The 23,385-nt window shown below is 62.8% G+C and carries 26 protein-coding genes; 14 read left to right on the plus strand and 12 right to left on the minus strand.

Going from position 1 to position 23,385, the window contains the following annotated elements; all coding sequences use genetic code 11:
• Window positions 1-66 precede the first annotated feature (66 nt).
• Window positions 67-810: a LytR/AlgR family response regulator transcription factor gene (locus ACIPZF_RS16915; RefSeq protein WP_400801412.1), complete on the minus strand. Its 744-nt coding sequence runs from the start codon at window positions 808-810 to the stop codon at window positions 67-69.
• Between the two features lie 309 nt (window positions 811-1,119).
• Here ACIPZF_RS16915 and argH point away from each other — a divergent pair, with 309 nt between their 5' ends.
• Window positions 1,120-2,514, plus strand: coding sequence for an argininosuccinate lyase (gene argH / locus ACIPZF_RS16920; protein ID WP_400801414.1), 1,395 nt, complete (start codon window positions 1,120-1,122; stop codon window positions 2,512-2,514).
• Window positions 2,515-2,555: 41 nt separating this feature from the next.
• Here argH and ACIPZF_RS16925 read toward each other — a convergent pair whose 3' ends face one another.
• Window positions 2,556-3,218 carry a glutathione S-transferase gene (locus ACIPZF_RS16925; RefSeq protein WP_400801416.1) on the minus strand — a complete coding sequence of 221 codons (663 nt, stop codon included), beginning with the start codon at window positions 3,216-3,218 and terminating at the stop codon, window positions 2,556-2,558.
• Between the two features lie 146 nt (window positions 3,219-3,364).
• Between ACIPZF_RS16925 and ACIPZF_RS16930 the strand changes: the two genes are divergently transcribed.
• The 3 genes from ACIPZF_RS16930 to ACIPZF_RS16940 all read left to right on the plus strand — a co-directional run bounded on the left by ACIPZF_RS16930 (window position 3,365) and on the right by ACIPZF_RS16940 (window position 7,046).
• On the plus strand, window positions 3,365-3,664 hold the full coding sequence (locus ACIPZF_RS16930) for a hypothetical protein (protein WP_400801418.1): 300 nt from the start codon (window positions 3,365-3,367) through the stop codon (window positions 3,662-3,664).
• 69 nt (window positions 3,665-3,733) lie between these two features.
• Window positions 3,734-3,979 (plus strand): TIGR02647 family protein, encoded by a 246-nt coding sequence (locus ACIPZF_RS16935; RefSeq protein ID WP_400801419.1) that lies wholly within the window; start codon window positions 3,734-3,736, stop codon window positions 3,977-3,979.
• Between the two features lie 208 nt (window positions 3,980-4,187).
• Entirely contained in the window at window positions 4,188-7,046 is a 2,859-nt protein-coding gene (locus ACIPZF_RS16940; RefSeq protein ID WP_400801421.1) for a class I adenylate cyclase, read from the plus strand.
• A gap of 15 nt (window positions 7,047-7,061) precedes the next feature.
• On the opposite strand, the gene rnk is transcribed toward ACIPZF_RS16940, so the two are convergent.
• From rnk to cyaY, 3 genes are all read right to left on the minus strand, one after another.
• Window positions 7,062-7,472, minus strand: coding sequence for a nucleoside diphosphate kinase regulator (rnk, locus tag ACIPZF_RS16945; protein ID WP_400801423.1), 411 nt, complete (start codon window positions 7,470-7,472; stop codon window positions 7,062-7,064).
• Between the two features lie 132 nt (window positions 7,473-7,604).
• On the minus strand, window positions 7,605-7,817 hold the full coding sequence (locus tag ACIPZF_RS16950; protein ID WP_400801425.1) for a DUF1289 domain-containing protein: 213 nt from the start codon (window positions 7,815-7,817) through the stop codon (window positions 7,605-7,607).
• A 1-nt stretch (window position 7,818) separates the two neighbouring features.
• Window positions 7,819-8,151, minus strand: a complete 333-nt coding sequence (gene cyaY, locus ACIPZF_RS16955; protein ID WP_023378111.1) for an iron donor protein CyaY — start codon at window positions 8,149-8,151, stop codon at window positions 7,819-7,821.
• A gap of 188 nt (window positions 8,152-8,339) precedes the next feature.
• Here cyaY and ACIPZF_RS16960 point away from each other — a divergent pair, with 188 nt between their 5' ends.
• Genes ACIPZF_RS16960 through ACIPZF_RS16985 form a run of 6 tightly spaced genes read left to right on the plus strand, consistent with a single transcriptional unit; the run spans window position 8,340 to window position 12,950 of the window.
• Entirely contained in the window at window positions 8,340-8,543 is a 204-nt protein-coding gene (locus ACIPZF_RS16960; protein WP_400801427.1) for a lipoprotein, read from the plus strand.
• A gap of 9 nt (window positions 8,544-8,552) precedes the next feature.
• Window positions 8,553-9,800 (plus strand): diaminopimelate decarboxylase, encoded by a 1,248-nt coding sequence (gene lysA, locus ACIPZF_RS16965; RefSeq protein WP_400801429.1) that lies wholly within the window; start codon window positions 8,553-8,555, stop codon window positions 9,798-9,800.
• A gap of 4 nt (window positions 9,801-9,804) precedes the next feature.
• Window positions 9,805-10,635 (plus strand): diaminopimelate epimerase, encoded by an 831-nt coding sequence (dapF, locus tag ACIPZF_RS16970; RefSeq protein WP_400801431.1) that lies wholly within the window; start codon window positions 9,805-9,807, stop codon window positions 10,633-10,635.
• A 13-nt stretch (window positions 10,636-10,648) separates the two neighbouring features.
• The gene (locus ACIPZF_RS16975) at window positions 10,649-11,359 is read left to right on the plus strand and encodes a DUF484 family protein (protein WP_400801432.1); all 711 of its coding nucleotides are present in this window, start codon (window positions 10,649-10,651) and stop codon (window positions 11,357-11,359) included.
• Window positions 11,359-12,258, plus strand: a complete 900-nt coding sequence (gene xerC, locus ACIPZF_RS16980; RefSeq protein ID WP_400801434.1) for a tyrosine recombinase XerC — start codon at window positions 11,359-11,361, stop codon at window positions 12,256-12,258. The genes ACIPZF_RS16975 and xerC overlap by 1 nt, the downstream gene beginning before the upstream one ends.
• Entirely contained in the window at window positions 12,255-12,950 is a 696-nt protein-coding gene (locus tag ACIPZF_RS16985) for an HAD family hydrolase (protein WP_400801435.1), read from the plus strand. Before xerC ends, ACIPZF_RS16985 begins: the two co-directional genes overlap by 4 nt.
• 160 nt (window positions 12,951-13,110) lie before the next feature.
• Here the strand turns inward: ACIPZF_RS16985 and sutA are convergent, their stop codons facing one another.
• The 4 genes from sutA to ACIPZF_RS17005 all read right to left on the minus strand — a co-directional run bounded on the left by sutA (window position 13,111) and on the right by ACIPZF_RS17005 (window position 15,925).
• Window positions 13,111-13,440, minus strand: a complete 330-nt coding sequence (sutA, locus tag ACIPZF_RS16990; protein WP_172286945.1) for a transcriptional regulator SutA — start codon at window positions 13,438-13,440, stop codon at window positions 13,111-13,113.
• 429 nt (window positions 13,441-13,869) lie between these two features.
• Window positions 13,870-15,201 (minus strand): ammonium transporter, encoded by a 1,332-nt coding sequence (locus ACIPZF_RS16995; RefSeq protein ID WP_400801436.1) that lies wholly within the window; start codon window positions 15,199-15,201, stop codon window positions 13,870-13,872.
• Window positions 15,202-15,248: 47 nt separating this feature from the next.
• Window positions 15,249-15,587, minus strand: coding sequence for a P-II family nitrogen regulator (gene glnK / locus ACIPZF_RS17000; protein WP_002555808.1), 339 nt, complete (start codon window positions 15,585-15,587; stop codon window positions 15,249-15,251).
• A 134-nt stretch (window positions 15,588-15,721) separates the two neighbouring features.
• Window positions 15,722-15,925 carry a hypothetical protein gene (locus ACIPZF_RS17005; protein WP_400801437.1) on the minus strand — a complete coding sequence of 68 codons (204 nt, stop codon included), beginning with the start codon at window positions 15,923-15,925 and terminating at the stop codon, window positions 15,722-15,724.
• A 25-nt stretch (window positions 15,926-15,950) separates the two neighbouring features.
• Here ACIPZF_RS17005 and ACIPZF_RS17010 point away from each other — a divergent pair, with 25 nt between their 5' ends.
• Window positions 15,951-16,214, plus strand: coding sequence for an accessory factor UbiK family protein (locus tag ACIPZF_RS17010; RefSeq protein WP_400801439.1), 264 nt, complete (start codon window positions 15,951-15,953; stop codon window positions 16,212-16,214).
• Here the strand turns inward: ACIPZF_RS17010 and ACIPZF_RS17015 are convergent.
• A complete protein-coding gene (locus ACIPZF_RS17015; RefSeq protein ID WP_400801440.1) occupies window positions 16,211-18,232 on the minus strand; it encodes a DUF4034 domain-containing protein in 2,022 nt (673 codons plus the stop codon). The two genes, ACIPZF_RS17010 and ACIPZF_RS17015, sit on opposite strands and share 4 nt — an antisense overlap.
• 253 nt (window positions 18,233-18,485) lie before the next feature.
• On the opposite strand from ACIPZF_RS17015, the gene ACIPZF_RS17020 reads away from it, so the two are divergent.
• The 3 genes from ACIPZF_RS17020 (at window position 18,486) to ACIPZF_RS17030 (ending at window position 21,837) form a co-directional block, all read left to right on the plus strand.
• Window positions 18,486-19,976: a YifB family Mg chelatase-like AAA ATPase gene (locus tag ACIPZF_RS17020; RefSeq protein WP_400801442.1), complete on the plus strand. Its 1,491-nt coding sequence runs from the start codon at window positions 18,486-18,488 to the stop codon at window positions 19,974-19,976.
• A 153-nt stretch (window positions 19,977-20,129) separates the two neighbouring features.
• On the plus strand, window positions 20,130-20,378 hold the full coding sequence (locus tag ACIPZF_RS17025; RefSeq protein ID WP_400801444.1) for a DUF2790 domain-containing protein: 249 nt from the start codon (window positions 20,130-20,132) through the stop codon (window positions 20,376-20,378).
• A 157-nt stretch (window positions 20,379-20,535) separates the two neighbouring features.
• Entirely contained in the window at window positions 20,536-21,837 is a 1,302-nt protein-coding gene (locus ACIPZF_RS17030) for an Nramp family divalent metal transporter (protein WP_400801446.1), read from the plus strand.
• Here ACIPZF_RS17030 and ACIPZF_RS17035 read toward each other — a convergent pair.
• Together ACIPZF_RS17035 and ACIPZF_RS17040 are read right to left on the minus strand one after the other, a co-directional pair.
• Window positions 21,814-22,194: a response regulator transcription factor gene (locus tag ACIPZF_RS17035; RefSeq protein ID WP_400801448.1), complete on the minus strand. Its 381-nt coding sequence runs from the start codon at window positions 22,192-22,194 to the stop codon at window positions 21,814-21,816. The genes ACIPZF_RS17030 and ACIPZF_RS17035 overlap by 24 nt on opposite strands.
• Window positions 22,191-23,183, minus strand: a complete 993-nt coding sequence (locus ACIPZF_RS17040; protein ID WP_400801450.1) for a response regulator — start codon at window positions 23,181-23,183, stop codon at window positions 22,191-22,193. The genes ACIPZF_RS17035 and ACIPZF_RS17040 overlap by 4 nt, the downstream gene beginning before the upstream one ends.
• Window positions 23,184-23,385: the final 202 nt, after the last annotated feature.

Below are 23,385 nucleotides of genomic sequence, written 5' to 3' on the forward strand. Positions count from 1 at the left end.
AGTAGCGCCCGACCTGTGGGAGCGGGCTTGCCCCGCGAACACGGGCGAAGCCCGTGCCATGCAAAATCAGAGGGTCTGCATCATCTTGCGCACGCCAGCCACATGCCGCCGGCTGACGGTCAGGGCATCACCATCCAGGCCTTTGAGGAACAGCTGGAAATGCCCCAGCGGCGTACGCTGCAGGCGTTCGATACGTTCGCGGGCGACCAGCGCGTTGCGATGGATACGCACGAAACGTTCGCCAAACTCATCTTCCAGGGCCTTGAGCGGCTCATCGAGCAGCACTTCCCCGGCTTCGTGGCGCAAGGTCACGTATTTATGGTCGGCAATGAAATAGATCACCTGGGGCAACGGGATCAACTCGATGCCCTTGCGGGTCCGCGCGCTGATATGGCTGCGCGGGCCACCGCCTTCGCTGCCAGGCCGGGTCAGCGCCGCCAGCTGGGCGCGGTTGGGTTTTTCGGCCTTGCGCAGGGCGTCGCGCAGGCCTTGCGGCTGGATCGGTTTGGTTACATGGCTGAGGGTGCTGTCCTTGAACGCCTCGGCGCCGTACTCGTCGTCGCCGGTGCAGAACACCACCGTCGGCGGCGCCTCGCGCTCGCACAGGCGTGCCGCCACCTGCAGGCCATCGAGGCCCGGCATGCCGATGTCCAGCAGGACCACATCGGGCTTCAGGCTATCGATCAAAGCCAGGGCCTCCTCGCCGTTGGTGGCGCTGGGCTCCAGCACGGTGTACCCCTCCAGGTCCCCGAATAGCCGCGACAGGCGTTCACGGGCTTGGGATTCGTCATCAACGATCAGGACATTCATAATTGCTCTGGATTCCTGAGTGAGTCTCGCACAGGTATAGCGTAGACAGATGCAGGTCGAGCGACACTGCGGTCACGCTCTAGACCGATGCGAAGGCCAAAGATTCACTGAGCCGGCAGATTCGCTGCCAGTCCTTTGTCCAACTGTAGACGGTCCGTGGAACACTGCCGTTCAATCGGTGAATATCGTCTTCGCCCGCCCCGGCCAAGGTTTGCTGACGATTTCTCTCGACCGGCGTCCTTCGGCGACAGGCTCAAGCCTGCTATTATCGGCGCCACTTTTTCGATCACGCCTCCAACGAGTGAATCCATGAGCACCGACAAGACCAATCAGTCCTGGGGCGGCCGCTTCAGTGAACCCGTCGACGCCTTCGTCGCCCGCTTCACCGCCTCGGTCGATTTCGACAAGCGCCTGTACCGCCACGACATCATGGGTTCGATCGCCCACGCCACCATGCTGGCGCAGGTTGGCGTTCTCAGCGTCGGCGAGCGCGACACCATCATCGACGGCCTGACCACCATCCAGGGTGAAATCGAAGCCGGCAATTTCGACTGGCGCGTCGACCTCGAAGACGTGCACATGAACATCGAAGCACGCCTGACCGACCGCATCGGCATCACCGGCAAAAAACTGCACACCGGCCGCAGCCGCAACGACCAGGTGGCCACCGATATCCGCCTGTGGCTGCGCGACGAGATCGACCTGATCCTCGCCGAGATCACCCGCCTGCAGCAGGGCCTGCTGGAACAGGCCGAGCGTGAAGCCGAGACCATCATGCCGGGCTTCACCCACTTGCAGACCGCCCAGCCAGTCACCTTCGGCCACCACCTGCTGGCCTGGTTCGAAATGCTCAGCCGCGACTACGAGCGCTTGGTCGACTGCCGCAAGCGCGCCAACCGCATGCCCCTGGGCAGCGCCGCACTGGCCGGCACCACCTACCCGATCGACCGCGAGCTGACCTGCAAGCTGCTGGGCTTCGAGGCCGTGGGCGGCAACTCGCTGGACGGCGTTTCGGACCGTGATTTCGCCATCGAATTCTGCGCCGCCGCCAGCGTGGCGATGATGCACCTGTCGCGCTTCTCCGAAGAGCTGGTGCTGTGGACCAGCGCGCAGTTCCAGTTCATCGACCTGCCTGACCGTTTCTGCACCGGCAGCTCGATCATGCCGCAAAAGAAGAATCCGGACGTCCCAGAGCTGGTGCGTGGCAAGACCGGCCGCGTGTTCGGCGCCCTGACCGGCCTGCTGACCCTGATGAAAGGCCAACCACTGGCCTACAACAAGGACAACCAGGAAGACAAGGAACCGCTGTTCGACGCCGCCGATACCCTGCGCGACTCGCTGCGCGCCTTCGCCGACATGATCCCGGCCATCAAGCCCAAGCACGCGATCATGCGCGAAGCTGCCCTGCGCGGCTTCTCCACCGCCACGGATCTGGCCGATTACCTGGTGCGCCGCGGCCTGCCGTTCCGTGATTGCCACGAGATCGTCGGCCACGCCGTGAAGTATGGCGTCGACACCGGCAAGGACCTGGCCGAAATGAGCCTGGACGAGCTGCGCCAGTTCAGCGACCAGATCGAGCAGGACGTGTTCGCCGTGCTGACCCTGGAAGGTTCGGTGAATGCCCGTGACCACATTGGTGGTACGGCGCCAGCGCAAGTCAGAGCTGCTGTCGTTCGCGGCAAGGCGCTACTGGCTTCGCGCTGACCGCCATTGGAGGGCTGTAATGCAGCCCTCCTCTCCCTTCTTCAGCGCTTGCCGCTGCGAATCAACTCCATGAAGGCCGGCATCGCCGCCTCCTTGTCCGCTACGACTCGCGCCATGTGCGGGTTTTTCCCCAGCAACTCGAGCAACGCTTTCGCTTCAGGGAAATCCGCCAGGAAGTCGATGTTCAGCACTTTCTTGCCCACGGCGTAGGCCAGATCGACCGAGAAGCAGAACATCAGGTCGGCTATGGTCAGTTCATCACCCGCCACGTAAGGTGCAAAACGGCCGTTGCGCTTGAGCGTGGCAAACCCCGCCAGCAACTCGGTGCGCGCACGCTCCTTGATCAACGGCTCCACCGCCGCGCCGAAGAACGACTCGGCATAGCAGGTACGTGCCGGCAGCTCGATGTACAGCTCGATCTCCTTGAGCAGCTCGCGCACCTTGGCCTGCTGGAACGGGTCGGCCGGCAGCAGCGCCTTGCCACCACAGGTCTGCTCGATGTAGTCGAGAATCACGCTGGTCTCGCTGAGAAAACCGTGCTCGGTCTCCAGCACCGGCACCTTGCCGCGCGGGCTGACTTCCAGCGCCTGCGGCGCCTGGCCACCGTAAAAGGTGACCTCTTCGAACGGCAGGCCTTTTTCAAGCAGGGCCAGCTTGACCATGTTGTAGTAGTTGCTGACCGAGAATCCGTGAAGCTTGAGCATGGGTAACAGCCTCCAGGCCGTAAGGGGATGGCCGGGCTTTTATAGCCTCTGTACCTGCGCATGGCCAGCGTCATGCACCGGCTCGATGACCGGGCATTGCCGGCGCGAGCGTGGCAAACTGTGCGTCCCACCACAGGAGTAGCGCCATGAGCGAGCCCACCGACATCGACAACGACGACGAAGCCTTCGCCGAGGCGACGCTGACCCAAGCCATCGAGAACCAGATCGAAAGCGGCGAGCCGCCGGCAGCCAAGGCCACCTTCAACAAGCTGACGCTGGTCGGCTACGAGCGCGAAGACATCCTCAACCTCATGGCCCACGTGCTGGCCATCGAGATCGACAAACTGCTCGAAGAAGACCGCGCATTCGATACCGAGTGGTACGAAAACGCCTTGCGCGCGCTGCCCGAGCTGCCACCTGAGGCAGATCAAGGCGAGGTCGAATAACCCGACTACACTCCAGGATCAGGCACCGCTGGCGGTGCCGCCATCCTTGTCTGGAAGTCAGGAGTCGCCATGTCCTTCACCCCCGAACTGATCGCCGAACTGGAAGTGCTTGCCCTGTTCAACCTGGACAGCCACCAGGAAGGCATCAAAGTTGGCAGCAATGCTTCCCCCGCCATGATCGCCGCCGCCAAGCGCCTTCATGAAAAAGAGCTCACCGACCAGCCCGATGGCGGCTACCTCACCAGCCTCGGGAATGATGCGGCGCAAAGCGTGCAGCTGTTGCTGACCATCCTCAAGTCCCCACAGCCTGCATAAGTCTGTACCGGCCTCTTCGCGGGCAAGCCCGCTCCCACAAGACTTGCGCTACCTTCAAGAACAGCGCAGTACCTGTGGGAGCGGGCTTGCCCGCGAAGAGGCCGGCACAGCCGCTGAAAAATTGACGTCAAAAACCCATTTGCCGCTTATCCGACTGCACCACTCAGGCTAAACTCGCCACAGCTCCCCTGCCTGCCCTGAGTGCGCAATGAACCACGAAATCCGCCCGGACCTCGACGAAGGCATCGACCGCAAGGTGCTGGCGAATCTGCGTGCGCGCTTTCTGCGCCTGAACGCAGGCAGGCTGCAGCGCGCCATGGACGGGTTATCGACCCGTCAACAACAAGTGCTGACTCTCCTGCCGCTGCTGTTCCACGTCAACCACCCGCTGCTACCCGGCTACGTCTCCGGCAGCACGCCGGCCGGCGTGTCGGGTTTCGAGCCCGATGCTGACCTTGTCGCCGAAGGCCAGCGGCTGGCCCGTTCATTTACCTATAAAACCCGCCTCGGCAACCCCAATCGCCCGATCCACGGCCTGTTCCTGATGGGTAGCCTGGGCTCGCTGGCCCAGGCCGAACAGAGCGACATGGACCTGTGGGTCTGCCACGCCCCGGGCCTGGATGAAAGCCAGCAGGGGGAGCTGAGACGCAAATGCCAGCTGCTGGAAACCTGGGCGGCCAGTCTGGGCGCCGAAGTGCACTGCTTCCTGATCGACCCGCAAAACTTTGCCCAAGGCTTGCGCGATAGCCAACTCAGCTCCGACGATTGCGGCACCACCCAGCACTATTTGCTGCTCGACGAGTTCTACCGCACCGCCATCTGGCTGGCCGGGCGCACGCCGCTGTGGTGGCTGGTGCCGGTCTATGAAGAGCGCAACTACCAGCGCTATACCGAAACCCTGCTGTCCAAGCGCTTCATCCGCAGCACCGACGCCCTCGACCTGGGCAACATGGCCTACATCCCACCCGGCGAATTCGTCGGTGCCGGGCTGTGGCAGCTGTACAAAGGTATCGACTCGCCTTACAAGTCATTGCTCAAGCTGCTGCTGACCGAGGTCTACGCCAGCGAACACCCGGCCGTGCGCTGCCTGAGCCTGGACTACAAGCAGGCAGTGTTCGCCAACCATCTCGACCTCGACACGCTTGACCCTTATGTGATGGTCTACCGGCGCATCGAGCACTACCTGCAGCAACGCGGCGAGACCGCGCGTCTGGAGCTGGTGAGGCGCAGCCTGTATCTGAAGGTCAACAAGCGGCTCGGCGGCCTCGACCGCGCGCGCAACAGCGGCTGGCAGCGCAGCCTGCTGCAGCGCCTGACCGACGAGTGGGGCTGGGACGAGCGCCAGCTGGCCTTGCTCGATAGCCGCAGCCAGTGGAAGGTGCGCCAGGTTGCACTGGAGCGCCGCGAGCTGGTGGCCGAACTCAATCACAGCTACCGCTTCCTCAGTCAGTTCGCGCAAAACCAGAATGCCAGCAGCCGCGCCGACCAACGCGACCTGAATGTGCTGGGTCGGCGCCTGTACGCAGCCTTCGAGCGCCGCGCCGGCAAGATCGAGGTGATCAACCCAGGCATTGCCCCGGACCTCGCCGAAGATACCCTGACCTTGGTCCAGTCGCCCAACCGCAAGGAGCCCGGCAGCTACCACTGGGGCCTGTACAACGGCAATCTGGGGGTGCACGAGTGGGAGCACTTCAGCCCGATCAAGCGCTGCCGCGAGCTGCTCGAACTGCTGACCTGGGCCCACCGCAACGGTGTCATCGACAACACCACGCGCCTGGCGCTGCACCCAGGTGACAGCGACCTGAGCGAATTCGAGCTGTTCAACCTGATCGGTAGCCTGCAGCAGAGCATCCCCTTGCCGCTGGAAACCGTCAGCGAAGTACGCCTGCTGCAGCCGAGCGTGGCCGACGAGATCCTGTTACTGGTCAACGTCGGCGTCGACCCACTGCGCCACCATCGCGATCTGAACATCCTGATGACCACCGAGCGCACCGACTCGCTGAGTTATGCCGGCGTGCGCGAGAACCTGGTGCTGACCCTCGACCAAGTCACCCTCAACAGTTGGAACGAGGTGCTGGTGCAACGCTATGACGGCGAGCACGCTCTGCTGCGCTGCCTGCGCGATTTCCTCAACAGCCTCGGCCAGCGCAGCCACCGCCCGCGCGTGCGAGTGCGCTGCAATTGCCACAATCGCGCCCAGGCCATCAGCCAGCGGGTCGAAGAAATTTTCGACACCGTACAACTGCTGATCGACCAGCGCCAGAACCACCGCTACCTGCTGCAGGTGGCGCAATACACCCATGTGCTGGAGTTGCTCCCCGGCCAGGTGAGCCTGGCGACGCTGGCGGATCACGACGCGGTGCTGGATTACCTGAGCGAGGAACGCAGCGCCTACAGCCCATTGCACCTGGATGGCAACGCCCTGCAGGACCACGACCTACCGCTGGTGCTGGAACAGGGCCGCCCCGGCTGCATTCAAGTGTTCTACCGCCTGCTCGACGGCTGGGCCGACCTGTATGTGCTGGATGAATACAATGCCTTGTGGCAGCAACGACTGCCTCTGCACGATGAAAACCACCTGCTGCTGCCGCTGCAGCGGTTTTTACGATCGGTACTGATGCGCCATGACGCCCGCATGCCGCTCGACAGCGTGCAGCAAGCGCCGCTGCTCATCGAGTATGCCCAGCTGCTGCCCTCAGGCCCAGGCAAGGCGCGCAGCATCGAGCCTCGGCCGAACCCCAGCGACAGCAGCCCACAGCCGTACTATGAAGTGCAGGCCATTCTTCAGGCAGGTACGGGCGATGGCGTGCATGTCACGCTGTATTGCAACCAGCAGGAATTTTCGCAGCTGGATCACGGCGACGAGCTGTACACAGTCGTCGCCCGTGAGATTCTCAGCCAACGCCGCAGCGCCGGGCACTATCACTGCTACATCACTGATCTGGATTTGTCCGAGCTGCTCGATGACGAACAGGGCTCGACCGTCCTGTACCTGCGCTACAAGCGCGAACTGGAACAGGCGCTCAATGATGGGCTGTTCCAGGTGCGGGCATCCCCGGAGCCTTGAGAAGACGCCAATCAATCAGAGGTCGAAGTCACCCGCGGCTTCCGGTTGGTACTCCACATCCAGCAGTTTCAGCTTCAGCGTCTTGCCACCCGGCGCTGGCCAGTCGATCTGCTCGCCTACCGACAAGCCCAGCAGCGCGCAACCAATCGGCGCCAGGATCGAGACCTTGCCTTCGCCACCGGCATCCTTCGGATAAACCAGGGTCAAGTGATAGTCCTTGCCACTGGCCTCTTCTCGGCAGTGCACACGCGAATTCATGGTCACCACGCCGGCCGGTACCTCCTCATGGCCGACAACCTGCTCGGCGCGGTCCAGCTCGTCCTGCAGGGCGAGCACACCCGGGGTACTTTCGTCGAGGCTGTCGATCAGGCGCTCGAGACGCTGTACGTCCAATCGGGTGAGGATGAGGGAAGGCTTGGTGCTCATGATCCAGTCAGACTCCATTGAACAGGCATTTTGCTATGGGCAGATAAAGCAAAACCCCGCCCAGGGGCGGGGTTTGTCGATGCTTTTGCGTCGGCGACGCACAACCTGACACTACCACAGCGGGGCAAATACTCAAGCCCGTGCGCGCAGGGCCTCGGCTTCGCGGCAGATTTGCCTGCGCCGCTCGTCATCGGCCGAGCGCCACTCGCGGATATGCTCGACGTGGCGGTGGCAACCGGTGCACACGCGCTGTTCGTCCAGCCGGCAGACGCTGATGCACGGCGATGGCACTGCGGGGCTGACATTGCTGTAAAGCGGCTTGGGCGGCCGGGCTGGGGCAGTCATGTCAGATCTCGTCGAAGTCCAGCTTCTCGCCGGCCCGCTCCCAGACGATGCGCTCGAGCATCTCGCCGAGCAATTCTTCGCTCTTCTCGCACACCCATTTGCCGCTCTCTTCGTCGTAGTCGAAGTGGAAGCCACCGGAGCGGTCGGCCAGCCACAACTGACGCAGCGGCTCCTGGCGGCTGAAGATCAGCTGGCTGCCATTGTCGAATTTGATGGTGAGGACGCCGGCGGAATTCTCCATGTCCAGGTCCAGATCGCTCTCGTCGAACAGGTCTTCCAGGGCCTGTTGGGTCGCGTCGACCAGATCATGAAAACGCGCTTCGCTCAAACTCATTGCAGGAACCTCGAAATTGGCTGCGTGACAGGCAAGCCGGGCAAGATACGGGCGCTTGGCGCCGAATGCAAAGGTTAGCCGCCCGCACACAAGGATAGCCCGCCCGGCGGACCGGGCCTTGCATAGGCAATCCGGCGGTCGCTCGGTATACTCGGGCGCAATACTGCATATTTCAAAGGATTTCACCCATGAAGCGCCTGATTTCCTCGCTCGCGGCGCTGGTCGCGGTTGCCTGCCTCGTTTCGGCCTGCGGTCAGAAAGGCCCACTGTACCTGCCAGAAGACGGCAAGGACGGCAAGGGCAGCCACAAGTCGCACCAGCACCAGCACGCTCCGGCGGTCCAGCCGCAAGATGAGCAGCCGATCCAGCCCGAGCAGACGCCAGAGCAGTAAGGAATTCAGATGAACGCTTTCAATTACCGCGACGGTGAACTGTTCGCGGAAGGCGTGGCCCTGTCGGCCATCGCCGAACGTTTCGGCACCCCGACCTACGTCTACTCGCGCGCCCACATCGAAGCCCAGTACCGCAGCTACACCGATGCCCTGCAGGGCGTCGAGCACCTGGTGTGCTTCGCGGTCAAGGCCAACTCCAACCTCGGCGTGCTGAACGTGCTGGCGCGCCTGGGCGCAGGCTTCGACATCGTTTCCGGCGGTGAGCTGGAGCGTGTGCTGGCCGCTGGCGGGCGTGCTGACCGCGTGGTGTTCTCCGGCGTCGGCAAGACTCGCGAAGACATGCGCCGCGCGCTGGAAGTCGGCGTGCACTGCTTCAACGTCGAGTCCACCGACGAGCTCGAACGCCTGCAAGTGGTGGCCGCCGAGATGGGCAAGGTCGCCCCGGTCTCGCTGCGGGTCAACCCGGACGTCGATGCCGGTACCCACCCGTACATCTCCACCGGCCTCAAAGAGAACAAGTTCGGTATCGCGATCGCAGACGCCGAAGCCATCTACGTGCGCGCCGCGCAGCTGCCGAACCTGGACGTGGTCGGTGTCGACTGCCACATCGGCTCGCAGCTGACCACCGTCGACCCGTTCCTCGACGCCCTCGACCGCCTGCTGGAGCTGGTCGATCGCCTGGCCGACTGCGGCATCCACCTGCGCCACCTGGACCTGGGCGGCGGCGTTGGCGTGCGTTATCGCGACGAAGAGCCGCCACTGGTGGCCGATTACATCAAGGCCATCCGCGAGCGCGTCGGCACCCGCGACCTGGCCCTGGTGTTCGAGCCGGGCCGCTACATCGTGGCCAATGCCGGTGCCCTGCTGACCCGCGTGGAATACCTCAAGCACACCGAACACAAAGATTTCGCCATCATCGATGCGGCGATGAACGACCTGATCCGCCCGGCCCTGTACCAGGCCTGGATGGGTGTCAGCGCGGTCAAGCCACGTGAAGGCCAAGGCCGCGCCTACGACCTGGTCGGGCCAATCTGCGAGACCGGCGACTTCCTCGCCAAGGACCGCGAACTGAACCTGGCCGAAGGTGACCTGCTGGCCGTGCAGTCGGCGGGCGCCTATGGTTTCGTCATGAGCTCGAACTACAACACCCGTGGCCGCTGCGCAGAAATCCTGGTCGACGGCGACCAGGCGTTCGAAGTGCGTCGCCGCGAGACCATCGCCGAATTGTACGCTGGCGAAAGCCTGCTGCCGGAGTGACCCCATGCTGCTGCGCTTTACCAAGATGCACGGCCTGGGCAACGACTTCATGGTCCTCGACCTGGTCAGCCAGCACGCGCACATCCAGCCCAAGCATGCCAAGCAATGGGGTGACCGCCATACCGGCATCGGCTTCGATCAGCTGCTGATCGTCGAAGCGCCGAACAACCCGGAAGTGGACTTCCGCTACCGGATCTTCAATGCCGACGGTTCCGAGGTCGAGCAGTGCGGCAACGGCGCGCGCTGCTTTGCCCGCTTCGTACTGGACAAGCGCCTGACCGCGAAGAAGCGCATCCGCGTGGAAACCAAGGGCGGCATCATCGAGCTGGACGTGCAGAACGACGGCCAGGTGTGTGTCGACATGGGCCCGCCGCGCCTGGCTCCGGCCGACATCCCCTTCATGGCCGATGCACAGGCGCTGAATTACCCGCTGGAAGTCGACGGCCAGATGCATTCGATCGCCGCCGTGTCCATGGGCAATCCGCATGCCGTGCTGCGCGTAGACGATGTGCATACCGCGCCGGTGCATGAACTGGGGCCAAAAATCGAAAATCACCCACGCTTCCCGCAGCGGGTGAATGCCGGTTTTATCCAGGTCATCGATCGCCATCGCGCCAACCTGCGGGTCTGGGAGCGTGGTGCCGGTGAGACCCAGGCCTGTGGCACCGGCGCCTGCGCTGCGGCCGTGGCAGCCATCAGCCAGGGCTGGATGGATTCTCCGGTTTCACTCGACCTGCCCGGCGGCCGCCTGCACATTGAATGGGCCGGCCCCGGCAAGCCTGTGTTGATGACCGGCCCGGCCGTACGCGTCTACGAAGGACAGATTCGTCTCTAAGCGAGTAACCGCCATGACCGATCAGCCGAAGGTTGTACCCCAGCACACTACCGAGCTCGACGCCGAAGCGGTGGTCGCCTACCTGCGCGCCCACCCCACGTTCTTCGCCGAACACGATGAGCTGCTGGTCGAGCAACAGATCCCGCACCAGCGCGGCGACAGCGTGTCGCTGGTGGAGCGCCAGCTCAAGCTGTTGCGCGACCGCAACATCGAGATGCGCCATCGCCTGTCGCAATTGATGGACGTGGCCCGGGACAATGACCGGCTGTTCGACAAGACCCGTCGGCTGATCCTCGACCTGCTCGATGCCGGTAGTCTTGAAGAAGTGGTGATGGCCGTCGAAGACAGCCTGCGCCAGGAGTTTCAGGTGCCGTTCGTCAGCCTGATCCTGTTCGGCGACAACGCCGCGCCGGTTGGTCGCTGGGTCAGTAACGCCGAGGCCCAGCAAGCGATCGGCGGATTGCTCGGCGGTGGCAAGACGGTCAGCGGCAACCTGCGCGAGAAAGAACTGGCCTTCCTGTTTGGCGATGAGCAACGCCTCGAAGTGGGCTCCAGCGCCGTCGCGGCATTGGAGTACCAGGGGCTGCATGGCGTGCTGGCGATCGGCAGCCGCGACCCTCTGCACTACAAGAGCAGCGTCGGTACCTTGTTCCTCGGCTACATCGCCGAAGTGCTGGGCCGCGTGGTCCCCCGCGTTACCCAGACCTTGCGTCCGGTGCGCTGATGGAGCGCCAGCTGGAGGCTTATTGCGCCCACCTGCGCAACGAGCGCCAGGTGTCCGAACACACCCTGCTGGCCTACCGCCGTGACCTCGGCAAGGTCATCGAATACTGCAATACCCAGGGCATCGCCGGCTGGGGCGCGCTGCAGATCCAGCAATTGCGCCAGCTGATCGCCCGCCAGCACCATCAAGGCCAGTCCTCCCGCAGCCTCGCCCGGCTGCTGTCGGCGGTGCGCGGCCTGTACCGTTACCTCAACCGCGAAGGCCTGTGCCAGCACGACCCGGCCACCGGCCTGAGTGCGCCCAAAGGCGAGCGGCGGCTACCCAAGGTGCTCGATACCGATCGCGCCCTGCAATTGCTCGAGGGTGGCGTGGACGACGACTTCATCGCCCGCCGTGACCAGGCCATTCTCGAGCTTTTCTATTCATCCGGCCTGCGCCTGTCCGAGCTGACCAACCTCGACCTGCAACAGCTCGACCTTGCCGCGGGGCTGGTCCAGGTACTCGGCAAGGGCGGCAAGGCCCGGGTATTGCCGGTTGGCAGCAAGGCGCGCGAGGCGCTGCAGCAATGGTTGCGCCTGCGCGGCATCGGTGGCCCGCGTGACAGCGCCGTGTTCATCACCCGCCAAGGCAACCGCCTGAGCCCGCGGGCCATTCAGATGCGCGTCAAGGCGGCCGGCGAACGCGAACTGGGCCAGCACCTGCACCCGCACATGCTTCGCCACTCATTCGCCAGCCACGTGCTGGAATCGTCCCAGGACCTGCGTGCGGTACAGGAAATGCTCGGCCATGCCGACATCAGCACCACGCAAATCTATACCCATCTGGACTTCCAGCACCTGGCCGCGGTGTACGACAGCGCCCACCCTCGGGCCAAACGCAGCAAAGGCACAGACTCATGAGCATCCAGCTGATCACCTTCGACCTCGACGACACCCTGTGGGACACCGCACCCGTGATTGCCAGCGCCGAGGTCGTGCTGCGCGACTGGCTCGAAGCCAACGCGCCGATCCTGGGCGGGGTGCCGGTGGAGCATCTGTTCGCCATCCGTGAACGCCTGGTGCAGGCGGAGCCTGGGCTCAGGCACCGCATCAGTGCACTGCGCCGGCGCGTGCTGTTCCATGCGCTGGAAGAAGTCGGCTACAGCGAAAAGCAGGCCCTGGAACTGGCCAATGAAGGGTTTGAAGTGTTTCTGCATGCAAGGCACCAGGTCGAGGTTTTTCCCGAGGTTCAGCCGGTGCTGGAGATTCTGCGCCACCAGTACACCTTGGGCGTGGTGACCAACGGCAATGCCGACGTGCGCCGCCTGGGGCTGGCGGATTACTTCAAATTCGCCCTGTGTGCGGAAGATCTGGGGATCGGCAAACCGGACCCGGCGCCGTTTCTGGAGGCCCTGAAACGCGGCGAGGTCGAGGCCGCTGCTGCGGTGCATGTGGGTGATCACCCGGGCGATGACATCGGCGGCGCCCAGCGTGCCGGATTGCGTGCGGTGTGGTTCAACCCTCAATGCAAGGCTTGGACCGGCGAGCAGGCGCCGGATGCCGAGATTCAGCGTTTGTCGCAATTGCCTGACGTGCTATCGCGCTGGCGCTGAAAGGGGCCGCTTTGCGGCCCATTCGCGGGTCAAGCCCGCTCCCACAGACCGCAATGGCCACCTTCCAATGTGGGAGCGGGCTTGCCCCGCGAAGAGGCCCACACAAAAGTAACCCACAAAAAAGCCCGCAGCGACGGCGGGCTTTTTTGCATGCGAACACTCAGATAGGGCGGCTGCCGTATTTGTTGTCCGGCTTCTTGGGCGGGTCGGCGACTACGTTGGCCTCGACTTCCTGCACCTTGCCACCGCGCGAAAGGAATTCTTCCATCGCCTTGGCCAGGGCATCACGCTCCTTCTGCTTGGCTTCCATGCTCGGCATCTCGTCTACCGAGACAGCCGCCTTGGATTTGCCCTTGGCAGCGGGTGCCGGGCTGCTGTCGTCATCGCCAGCGTCTTCGGCGCCATCGTCAGCCGCCGCTTCAAGGCCCTCATCAGCCTCGTCATCGTCACCTACTTCGAGGTCATCATTTTCCAGATCGTCGTCGCTCATGTTCTACCTCATGACTTGCGAAAAGCAGGTTAGTTATAGACCAGTGCAGCCGTAGACCGGCAGCCACCAGTGAAAATTCAACTGGCCGTGGGTTAGGCCACTGCCCTTGGGTCGGCGCTCCTGATGGGAGGCGGCACCCAGCAGGCCCTGCTCCTGGCAGGGCCTGACAAATCCTTTAGCCCTTGCTGGCCACGCGCTATTGGCAAGCCTAGCAAAGGCTGAGCGAGCGTGCGGCGATCTCGCCCCACACCCCTCGGCGCGCATTCTAGCGCGCCCGTGGAAAAAGCAAAGCTCCATAAACGCCCTACAACCTGTAAGTTTTTGGCGTACGTCGCGAACGTGAGTGATAAACCGTTTGCTCTGCGGGAAATCGCAAAAAACAGGCAAAAAAATGCCCGGCAAGCCGGGCAAGTTTTTCCAGCGTCGCAGTTACAGGTTGTAGCCGCGTTCGTTGTGTTGAGCCAGGTCGAGGCCGACCGACTCTTCTTCTTCATTGACCCGCAGGCCCATCACCACGTCCAGTACCTTGAGGATCCCGTAGGTGACGATGGCGGTGTAGACCACGGTGAAAATCACGCCTTTGGCCTGGATCCAGACCTGCGCACCGATATCGGTGACCGCGCCGAAGCCACCCAGGGCCGGTGCCGCGAACACACCGGTGAGGATCGCGCCGATGATGCCGCCGACGCCGTGCACGCCGAAGGCGTCCAGCGAGTCGTCATACCCGAGCTTGCGCTTGAGGGTGGTGGCGCAGAAGTAGCAGATCACGCCAGACGCCAGGCCGATCACCAGGGCGCCCATCGGGCCCACGGTACCGGCGGCCGGGGTGATGGCGACAAGGCCCGCGACCACACCCGAGGCGATGCCCAGGGCGCTTGGCTTACCGTGGCCGATCCACTCGGCGAACATCCAGCCCAGCGCGGCGGCGGCGGTGGCGATCTGGGTCACCAGCATGGCCATGCCGGCGGTGCCGTTGGCGGCGGCGGCGGAACCGGCGTTGAAGCCGAACCAGCCGATCCACAGCATCGCCGCGCCCATCAGGGTGTAGCCCAGGTTGTGCGGGGCCATCGGCGTGGTCGGAAAGCCTTTGCGCTTGCCCAGCACCAGGCAGCAGACCAGGCCGGCGATACCGGCGTTGATGTGCACCACCGTGCCACCGGCGAAGTCGAGCACGCCCCAGTCCCACATCAGCGCGCCGTCACCGCTCCACACCATGTGCGCGATCGGTGCGTAGACCAAGGTAAACCAGATACCCATGAACACCAGCATCGCGGAGAACTTCATACGCTCGGCGAAGGCACCGACGATCAGCGCCGGGGTAATGATGGCGAAGGTCATCTGGAAGGTGATGAACACGGCTTCTGGGAACAGCGCGGTTGCCGAGGTCAGGCCCTCTGGCGTGACGCCGCTGAGGAAGGCCTTGGAGAAACCGCCGACGAAGGAATTGAAGTTGAGCACGCCCTTTTCCATACCGGTGGTATCGAAGGCCATGCTGTAGCCGTAGATGACCCACAGGATGCTCATCAGGCCGGTGATGGCGAAGCACTGCATCATCACCGAAAGCACGTTCTTGGAACGCACCATGCCGCCGTAGAACAGGGCCAGACCCGGAATGGTCATGAACAGCACCAGCGCCGTTGCGGTCAGCATCCACGCAGTGTCACCGGAGTTCAGCGCTGGGGCAGCCTCCTCTGCCAGGGCAAGGCCTGGCATTGCGAGGGACAATAGGGCTCCTAGCCCTGCGATCTTACGCAGAGTCATGTTGTTTTCTCCTGGGGCGTTGGGTTTGGTGAGGCTTTGTTTGGCGCTTAGATCGCGTCGGTATCGGTTTCGCCGGTACGGATGCGGATTGCCTGCTCCAGATTCACCACGAAGATCTTGCCGTCACCGATCTTGCCGGTGTTGGCCGCCTTGGTGATGGCTTCGATCACGCGATCGAGGTCTTTGTCGTCAATGGCGACGTCGATCTTCACCTTGGGCAGGAAGTCGACCACGTATTCCGCACCGCGGTACAACTCGGTGTGACCCTTCTGCCGACCGAAGCCTTTGACTTCGGTGACGGTGATGCCCTGCACGCCGATTTCCGACAGCGACTCGCGCACGTCGTCCAGCTTGAACGGCTTGATGATGGCTGTGACTAGCTTCATGAAACTCTCTCCCGATTTGGTGGACTTGCCCCAGGAAAACAAACCCGTCTCAAGTCTAAGCGCAGCGGTTGGCTTTGTAACGCGTCGTCGGCATCCGGCTCCGCGTGCGCACTGCCTGGTCACAAGGAACTGCATCAGTGCATGGCTCGTACTGGTCTTTGCAGAAACCTTGCCAGTTCCGTTAAACCACTGGAAAACAGCGAGTTATGCGAACAGCTCAGGATTGGCCAGTCGCCAGCATCGAAAAGATGCACGGCTTTGGTGCGCTGTGATGCGCAGCGCCGCTCGAAAAGCGTGCAACCGGAAGCAAAACCGAGCCGTGCTACACTGCGGGCCATTTTCAACCTCCATGGACAGCCGAACATGCTCGCGCCCAAAGCCCTTCTCGACGCCCTGAGCGATCAGGCCTCGCGCCTGTTCAGTGGCGACACCGCCCAGCCTCGCGCCGAACTGGAAAGCCAGTTCAAGGTGCTGATGCAGGGTGCCTTCAGCAAGCTCGACCTGGTCAGCCGCGACGAATTCGACAGCCAGATGGTCGTATTGGCGCGCACCCGCGCACGCCTTGAAGCGCTGGAGAAACAAGTCGCCGAGCTGGAAGCCCGCCTTACGACAGCACCGCAGGATTAAGCGGAGGCGCGCAACCGATCATGCTCCGCGCCACTTACCTTGGGCGGCAGCTCACTGGCTTGCAGGTCGCCGCGGAACAATGCCGCTGCGCACGCTGTGACCAGCGTTTTGAACAGGTTGTGCGAATTGCGTACTTCGGCCTGAATCGCTTCGATGGCCGGGTCTTCCGGCTGCAGCACGGCCGCGCGGTCGACCCACTCGATGGCCGCGAAGCGGCTCTGTTTGCGTGTTCCCTGCCCATGCATCCAGGCCAGGCCAAGTTCAGCGCTGGCACGTGCAGCGATGCGACAGTCCGGGAATTCGACCAGATCGAGCAGGTAGGCGACCGCTTCCTCACGTTCGCGAGGCTCACCGAACTTACGCTGCAGTATGGCTACCTGCAGGCGAGCCTGGGCGTCGAGCGTTTCATGACCCAGGCAATCGAGCAGCAAGCGCCTGACCGCCAACAGCGCGCTGCGCTCGCTCAAGTCTTCATCGCCGCGCATCCGTTGGCACGCCAGGTCGTACTTGGCCATCTGGCTGCCTGATTCCACGGCACGCAATAACCAGTGCGCCGCCGCCCCGGCATCGAGGTAGTGGGCCGGCGTGGCGTCCAGCCGTCCGCTGTGCAGTGCATAAAGCGCAGCGGCAGCCTCAGGCAGCTCCCTTTCGGCACAGCCCTCGTAAAGAAAGAATGCCGCTTCGTGGTGTTGTGCAGCCCATAACAGGCGCGGTATTTCGAGTACGTCGAAACCCATGCCTTCTCGCCCGCACTGGCGTTTCACCGCCGCGTGCAGCCAGATGCATGCCTGCTCGGCGCACTGGCCGAAACCCCAAAGCCCGAACTGATGGCCGACGGCCCGCAATGCACAGGCCGCTGCTTGCCTGCGGTTGTCACACAGTCGCTCGATGGCGACACGGAACGCTTGCGAATCATCCCGCGGGTCGTGAAACAGTACGAGAGAGACAAAACTGCGGAACGGCTCACCGATGGCCGGAACGTAACCTTGGTCGGGATAAACGCCGACACTGGTCACGAAGTCGCGCATTGCCCCGGGATAGTCATGCAGCGAATTGCTGCGAAACGCAGCTCGATGGGCCAGCATCGTAGCCTGCTCCCTGGGCCTGAGCGCGCGTGTCGCCCACGTATCGAAAATGCGCTGCCAGGCCGCAGCCTGCTGCGACTGGCTGGCGTCAGGCAGCCAGAGCTGATCTTCGAGTGAAAGCCAGCGGATCGCATTACGCTGCATTTCGCTCCACCCTTCACATAAAGGTCCACTGGCCAGCGCTTCGATGGCTTCATGACTCCCGCCCCAACGAGGTGTCAGGTAACGGGCATAAGCTTCGATTACCTCGAAGCAACCGGGAAACCAGGCCACGGCATGACGCAGCCAGTAATCCTCCGCACGTTCTTGCCTGGCGCGCGCGCTCAGGCACGCGGGCAATACTTGCGGCAACTCGACCAAGGGCGCGAGGCCATATTTGACGAGCAAGGGAGCTGCGGACTCCTGCACTTCGACATCGGCATGGGTGCTAGGCCGAAACCGCGCCGCCTGGCCATTGAACAATTCCACCAGCCAGCCCGGTTCACGAAAATGCGCGCTGATCTGCAGCATGCCAATCGCCGCCGCCACAGGGTGTGAGCAGCGCTCGAAAGCCCGTAAAAAGTGCGCCGCAGCCTTTTCACACGCTTGTTCAGCGGCCAACCAGCGCTCTGCGCATACTTCATCGGCCGCCCGCGTTCCGCGGATGTGGCATGCACGATTGAAGCAGTGAAACCCCATGGCAACCTGCGGGTGATAAGCCTTGGGGCAGGCGTCGATCCAGGCTTTGAGCCGCCGCGTCAGCCCTTTGCTGCTGTCAACGTCCCAATCGACCAGCATATGCCCCTGCACGGCTTCCAGGTATGCCGGGCACTCCCCAGGCGGGGCTTGCTGCCACTGCGCCTGGAGAGTGTCGAAGAATCGGTTGAGTTCATTGAACTCATTGGCCAGCACCCGTTCACGGATCTGCTGGCGGGTACGAGTGAGCGTTTGCACAGGCAGTACCTTAAGTCCATTTATAGGAGCCGTGTTGCCATCCCATGGCAACGGCGTTGACGCTTGAACACTAAGCCATAGCTTTGCATCTCGCAAAGATATTGGATCCATTACTTGTCAGATTGTGTGAGATACCAGGGAAAAACCCTGACCTGAAAAACAAGGACGCACTCTTCTTGCGGCCGCAACGACCGCATTCGCTATGCTTGCCAAGCCGCAGGAAGCGGTTCCTACCAGCGACAACGGAGCGTCCATGTCCCTAGCCCTCGTCCACAGCCGCGCCCAGGTCGGTGTGCAGGCCCCGGCGGTCAGCGTTGAAACCCACCTGGCCAACGGCCTGCCTCACCTCACGCTGGTCGGCCTGCCGGAAACCACTGTCAAGGAAAGCAAGGACAGGGTGCGCAGCGCCATCGTCAACTCCGGGCTGAACTACCCGCAAAGGCGTATTACTCAGAACCTGGCCCCAGCCGACCTGCCCAAGGATGGGGGGCGCTACGACCTGGCCATCGCCCTGGGCATACTTGCCGCTGACGGCCAAGTGCCCGTAGCGGGGCTGGTCGACATCGAATGCCTGGGTGAACTGGCGCTTTCCGGTCAGCTGCGGCCGGTGCAGGGGGTACTGCCTGCCGCACTGGCTGCGCGGCAGGCGGGCCGGGCGCTGGTGGTGCCAAGAGAAAACGCCGAAGAAGCGAGCCTGGCGGGTGGCCTGGTGGTGTATGCAATAGGCCATCTGCTGGAGCTGGTGGCACACTTGAACGGCCAGGTGCCACTGCCACCCTTTGCCGCCAATGGCCTGATTCTGCGAAGTCAGCCCTACCCTGACCTGAGCGAAGTACAGGGGCAGATCGCCGCCAAACGCGCCTTGCTGTTGGCGGCAGCGGGGGCACATAACCTGCTGTTCACCGGGCCACCCGGAACAGGCAAGACCCTGCTCGCCAGCCGCTTGCCTGGCCTGCTGCCGCCGTTGGATGAACAGGAGGCGCTGGAAGTGGCTGCCATTCAGTCGGTGAGCGGGCACACGCCCTTGAGCAGTTGGCCCCAGCGGCCCTTTCGCCACCCGCACCACTCGGCTTCCGGCCCGGCGCTGGTCGGTGGCTCCAGCAGGCCGCAGCCCGGTGAAATCACCCTGGCGCATCATGGCGTGCTGTTTCTGGACGAGCTGCCCGAGTTCGAGCGTCGCGTGCTGGAAGTGCTGCGTGAGCCGCTGGAGTCCGGCGAGATCGTGATCGCGCGGGCGCGCGACAAAGTGCGCTTTCCGGCGCGTTTTCAGCTGGTGGCGGCCATGAACCCGTGCCCTTGCGGCTACCTCGGCGACCCCACCGCGCGCTGCCGCTGCAGCACCGAGCAGATTGCGCGATACCGCAACAAGCTGTCCGGCCCCCTGCTCGACCGCATCGACCTGCACCTGACCGTGGCGCGTGAAACCACCACCCTCAACCACCAGCCCAGCGGCGAAACCAGTGCCGCTGTGGCTGCCCTGGTCGCTCAGGCGCGCGAACTTCAGCAACGCCGGCAAGGCTGTGCCAATGCGTTTCTCGACCTCGAGGGCCTGCGTCGGCATTGCCCGCTTGCAGCGGTCGACCAGGCCTGGCTGGAAAGCGCCTGCGAGCGACTGACGCTGTCGTTGCGCGCCGCCCACCGGCTATTGAAAGTGGCACGCACCCTGGCGGACCTGGAGGGCGTCAGGTCGATCGGCCGAGCGCATCTGGCCGAAGCGTTGCAGTACCGGCCAGGCAGTCCATGACGTGTGAGAGCCTCTTCACCACATAGCACTCGATTGACTCACTCGATGCAAGCGATAGTCAGAATATGTTTTGCGCGCTAAACAATTGCGCGCAATCTTAACTCCAGACAGCAAGCAATCGTCAACACCCCTCACTGAAACTGGAGAACGATCATGACCCTTCGCAACGTTTTCGCCCTTACCCTCGCCCTCGGCACCAGCGCTGGCGCATTTGCCAAGTCCGAAGCAACGACTTACCGCTACGGCATGGATCTGGATATTGCCGAGGTGATCAGGCTGGAGCCCTCAGCCAGCACACAGGGTCATGCCAGCACGGCCACAATGACCTACCGCGACACCACGGGCCAGGTACGCAGCGTTCGCTACTACCAGCCCGACACGGCGCAAGCCAACCAGAACTGACACGGACATGAAACCCGAAAAAGGCCGCGAAAACGGCCTTTTACATGAAACCCTGAAATAATTAGAAATATCTTCTGCAAAAATGTAGTTGTACGACGTCCTATCTACTGTGTTCGACTGCGCACGTTTCAACAAGAACAATAACCGGAGACATCCCATGTCGAGCATTCATTCGGCCGAGGGCAGTACTGTCGCACCCCCTCAAAGTCGAGTAACACGGCTAATAAAACTGCTAGGCCCCGGCATCATCGCGGTGCTGTCCTGGCTTGGCGCAGGTGATCTGATCACTTCATCCGTTGCTGGCGCCAACTACGGCTACGCCATGATGTGGGTACTGGCCGTTTCGTTGCTGCTCAGGTACCTGATCGTCAACATCATCGCTCGCTTTCAACTCTGCAATAACCAAGGCATGACCATCCTCCAGGGCTACGCGCAGCTGCATCCAGTATTCGCCTGGTTCATGCTGGCCTATGCGTTGCTGATGGGCCATCTGATGAACGCCTACATGATCAAAGGCGCAGGCGAAGCGTTGGCGATGCTCTTGCGCATCGATTATCCCTTGCTGTGTTCGATGGCCGTGGTGCTTGCGGTGTGGATGCTGGTCGGACGCAACATCTACGCGATGATCGAAGGGGTAATGAAAGTACTGCTGGCCGTGATGACTCTGGCTTTCCTGGCCCTGGCAGTGATGTCAGGCCCGGATGTGGCCGGCATCGTCAAAGGCACCATCGGCTTCAGCATCCCGGCCGACGAAGGTGTGCACGGCGCCTTGCTGGTGGCGGTATCGGTAATCGGCGCGGTGGCAGGCTCGGTGGCCAACTTCGTGCACCCGTATGTGATGCGCCAGAAAGGCTGGGTCGGCCCGCAGCACAAACGCATCCAGCGCAACGACCTGCTGTTCGCGGTGTTCGTAGGTATCGTCATCAACCTGGCAATCTGGATCGTCGGCGCGGAGATCCTGCGCCCCAACGGTATCGAAGTGAAGACCCTCGGCGACCTGGGTAAGGCACTGGAAATCTTCTTCGGCCCAATCGGCTGGTACATCTTCTTCATCGGTGTGTTCGCCACGTTGTTCGCCAGCATCTCGGGCAAGACCACGGCCTTCCCGATGCTCATCACCGATGCTTTCCAGCATGTACAACCGCAGCGGCGTGAGCGGTACGGCAAAGAGTTTCACAAAGACCCGATGCACAAGTGGTTCATGCTGTTCATTCTGGTCACACCACTGATCTGGTCCATCCCAGGCATGCCCGACTTCGTGACGCTGACCATTGGCGTCAGTGCGCTGAACATCATCGGCTTGCCAGTGATTTCCCTGGGCCTGCTGATCATGTCCAACCAGAAGTCGCTGCTGAGCAAGGAATACCGCAACAACCTGTTCGAGAACATTGCACTGGCGTTTGCCACAGGGCTGGCCTTGTGGGTGGCATTTCAGTTAGGTGTGGATTTGTTCGCCTGACGCCAGTGCCTCTTCCACCACCTTGAGCAGCGCCTCTTCACTGAACGGCTTGCCCAGGCAAGCCACCGCCCCCTGGCGCAGCGATGCCTCAATCGCCAGGTCATCCCAATGCGCGGACATGCAGATCACCGGCAACCGCCAGCCCAGACGTGCCAGCTCACGCTGCACGTCCAGGCCGGTCAGCCCAGGCATCTTCAGGTCCAGCAGCACGCACCCCGCCGTCGGCGCCTGGTCCGACGCCAGCAGTTCCTCACCCGAGGCGAACAGCAACGTGACAAACCCGGCCGATCGCAACAGGTTGGCCAGGCTTTTGCGCACCGAAGCATCGTCGTCGACGATGCACACCCCTCTGCTCATGCGGCGCCCTGGCCCTCGGCGCGTGCCTCGATAAGGTTGTGCATGGCGACGAGGTCGACCAGCGAGCGGGACTGCATCTTGTTCATGATGTTCTTCTTGTGGACCTTGGTCGTCACCTCACTGGTACCGATGTGCCTGGCAATCTCTTTATGTGACAGGCCATCGACCACCAGGGCGAACACTTGGCGCTCACGCTGGGTGAGACGCTGGTACTTTTCCTTCACCTGCCGCGCGTGCTGCCATTTGCGGCCTTGAACAAGGGCTCGGGCGCGCACCGCATCGAGCACCGCCAGCAGCTGGGTTTCGTCAAAAGGCTTGGTCAGAAACTCCACCGCGCCGGCGCGCATGGCCTGCACGGTCAGGGGGATGGTGCCGAAGCCCGTCATGAAGATGATCGGCCAGGGCAAATCGAGCCGGCGCAGGGCCTCCTGCACCTCAAGGCCACTGGCTTCGGGCAGGTTCATGTCCAGCAGCAGACAGGCATAGGGGGTGTCGACCTGGTCGTCGAACAGTGCCTCGGCCGAGGCATACAGCCGATGGGCAATATCCTGGGAGCGAAACAAGCGCCCCAACGCGTTGCGCACCGAGGGGTCGTCATCGACCACCAGCACCGGCACGCGCGCGTAGTCGCCAACCGGTTCGATGGCCTCGGCAACATCGCACAGCACTGATTTGGCCAAGGCCATGCACGGCACGTCGAGGGTAATTTCGGCGGCCAACCGGTAGCCCCGGCGTGGCACCGTCTGGATCAACCCAGGGTTGCCGAAGGCCTTGCGCAATAGCGAGACCTGCACCTGCAGGTTGTTGTCTTCGACCACCGTGCCCGCCCACACCTGGCTGAACAGCTCGTCCTTGGCAACTACCCGGCCCCTGGCCTCGATCAACATCGCCAGCACTTCGAACGCACGGCCGCCCAACGGGATCGGCGTGCCGTCGAGAAACGCTTCTCGCCGCTCCAGCGACACCTGGGCATTGCCTAATCGGATCATCGACTTCTCTCGCAGGCGCGGGCGGTTGCGCGGCCTCGTGCAATCTAGGCCAGCGTCCGCATTCAGACAATTATCCCGAGGGATAGGTTGGCCCTCAGGATACAAACTGCCTGGGGACCATTCCGGTCAAGATGGTGCCCGTTCCTGCCAAGCCGCCCGCACCTGGCAAGCTGAGGGGTTGCGCTGGGTATACTCGCGCCTC

The organism is Pseudomonas sp. NPDC089752 (genome assembly GCF_044748725.1).
Lineage (GTDB): Bacteria > Pseudomonadota > Gammaproteobacteria > Pseudomonadales > Pseudomonadaceae > Aquipseudomonas.

Excerpts from the sequence above, each read along its gene's own strand:
- ACIPZF_RS17040 (WP_400801450.1), bottom strand. The coding sequence starts at position 23,183 with ATGATCCGATTAGGCAATGCCCAGGTGTCGCTGGAGCGGCGAGAAGCG.
- ACIPZF_RS16915 (WP_400801412.1), bottom strand. The coding sequence starts at position 810 with ATGAATGTCCTGATCGTTGATGACGAATCCCAAGCCCGTGAACGCCTG.
- ACIPZF_RS16960 (WP_400801427.1), top strand. The coding sequence starts at position 8,340 with ATGAAGCGCCTGATTTCCTCGCTCGCGGCGCTGGTCGCGGTTGCCTGC.
- ACIPZF_RS16995 (WP_400801436.1), bottom strand. The coding sequence starts at position 15,201 with ATGACTCTGCGTAAGATCGCAGGGCTAGGAGCCCTATTGTCCCTCGCA.
- ACIPZF_RS17010 (WP_400801439.1), top strand. The coding sequence starts at position 15,951 with ATGCTCGCGCCCAAAGCCCTTCTCGACGCCCTGAGCGATCAGGCCTCG.
- glnK (WP_002555808.1), bottom strand. The coding sequence starts at position 15,587 with ATGAAGCTAGTCACAGCCATCATCAAGCCGTTCAAGCTGGACGACGTG.
- ACIPZF_RS16985 (WP_400801435.1), top strand. The coding sequence starts at position 12,255 with ATGAGCATCCAGCTGATCACCTTCGACCTCGACGACACCCTGTGGGAC.
- ACIPZF_RS16930 (WP_400801418.1), top strand. The coding sequence starts at position 3,365 with ATGAGCGAGCCCACCGACATCGACAACGACGACGAAGCCTTCGCCGAG.
- ACIPZF_RS16950 (WP_400801425.1), bottom strand. The coding sequence starts at position 7,817 with ATGACTGCCCCAGCCCGGCCGCCCAAGCCGCTTTACAGCAATGTCAGC.
- ACIPZF_RS17025 (WP_400801444.1), top strand. The coding sequence starts at position 20,130 with ATGACCCTTCGCAACGTTTTCGCCCTTACCCTCGCCCTCGGCACCAGC.
- ACIPZF_RS17005 (WP_400801437.1), bottom strand. The coding sequence starts at position 15,925 with ATGGCCCGCAGTGTAGCACGGCTCGGTTTTGCTTCCGGTTGCACGCTT.
- rnk (WP_400801423.1), bottom strand. The coding sequence starts at position 7,472 with ATGAGCACCAAGCCTTCCCTCATCCTCACCCGATTGGACGTACAGCGT.
- ACIPZF_RS16940 (WP_400801421.1), top strand. The coding sequence starts at position 4,188 with ATGAACCACGAAATCCGCCCGGACCTCGACGAAGGCATCGACCGCAAG.
- xerC (WP_400801434.1), top strand. The coding sequence starts at position 11,359 with ATGGAGCGCCAGCTGGAGGCTTATTGCGCCCACCTGCGCAACGAGCGC.
- cyaY (WP_023378111.1), bottom strand. The coding sequence starts at position 8,151 with ATGAGTTTGAGCGAAGCGCGTTTTCATGATCTGGTCGACGCGACCCAA.
- ACIPZF_RS17030 (WP_400801446.1), top strand. The coding sequence starts at position 20,536 with ATGTCGAGCATTCATTCGGCCGAGGGCAGTACTGTCGCACCCCCTCAA.
- argH (WP_400801414.1), top strand. The coding sequence starts at position 1,120 with ATGAGCACCGACAAGACCAATCAGTCCTGGGGCGGCCGCTTCAGTGAA.
- ACIPZF_RS17020 (WP_400801442.1), top strand. The coding sequence starts at position 18,486 with ATGTCCCTAGCCCTCGTCCACAGCCGCGCCCAGGTCGGTGTGCAGGCC.
- lysA (WP_400801429.1), top strand. The coding sequence starts at position 8,553 with ATGAACGCTTTCAATTACCGCGACGGTGAACTGTTCGCGGAAGGCGTG.
- ACIPZF_RS17035 (WP_400801448.1), bottom strand. The coding sequence starts at position 22,194 with ATGAGCAGAGGGGTGTGCATCGTCGACGACGATGCTTCGGTGCGCAAA.
- ACIPZF_RS16935 (WP_400801419.1), top strand. The coding sequence starts at position 3,734 with ATGTCCTTCACCCCCGAACTGATCGCCGAACTGGAAGTGCTTGCCCTG.
- dapF (WP_400801431.1), top strand. The coding sequence starts at position 9,805 with ATGCTGCTGCGCTTTACCAAGATGCACGGCCTGGGCAACGACTTCATG.
- ACIPZF_RS16925 (WP_400801416.1), bottom strand. The coding sequence starts at position 3,218 with ATGCTCAAGCTTCACGGATTCTCGGTCAGCAACTACTACAACATGGTC.
- ACIPZF_RS16975 (WP_400801432.1), top strand. The coding sequence starts at position 10,649 with ATGACCGATCAGCCGAAGGTTGTACCCCAGCACACTACCGAGCTCGAC.
- sutA (WP_172286945.1), bottom strand. The coding sequence starts at position 13,440 with ATGAGCGACGACGATCTGGAAAATGATGACCTCGAAGTAGGTGACGAT.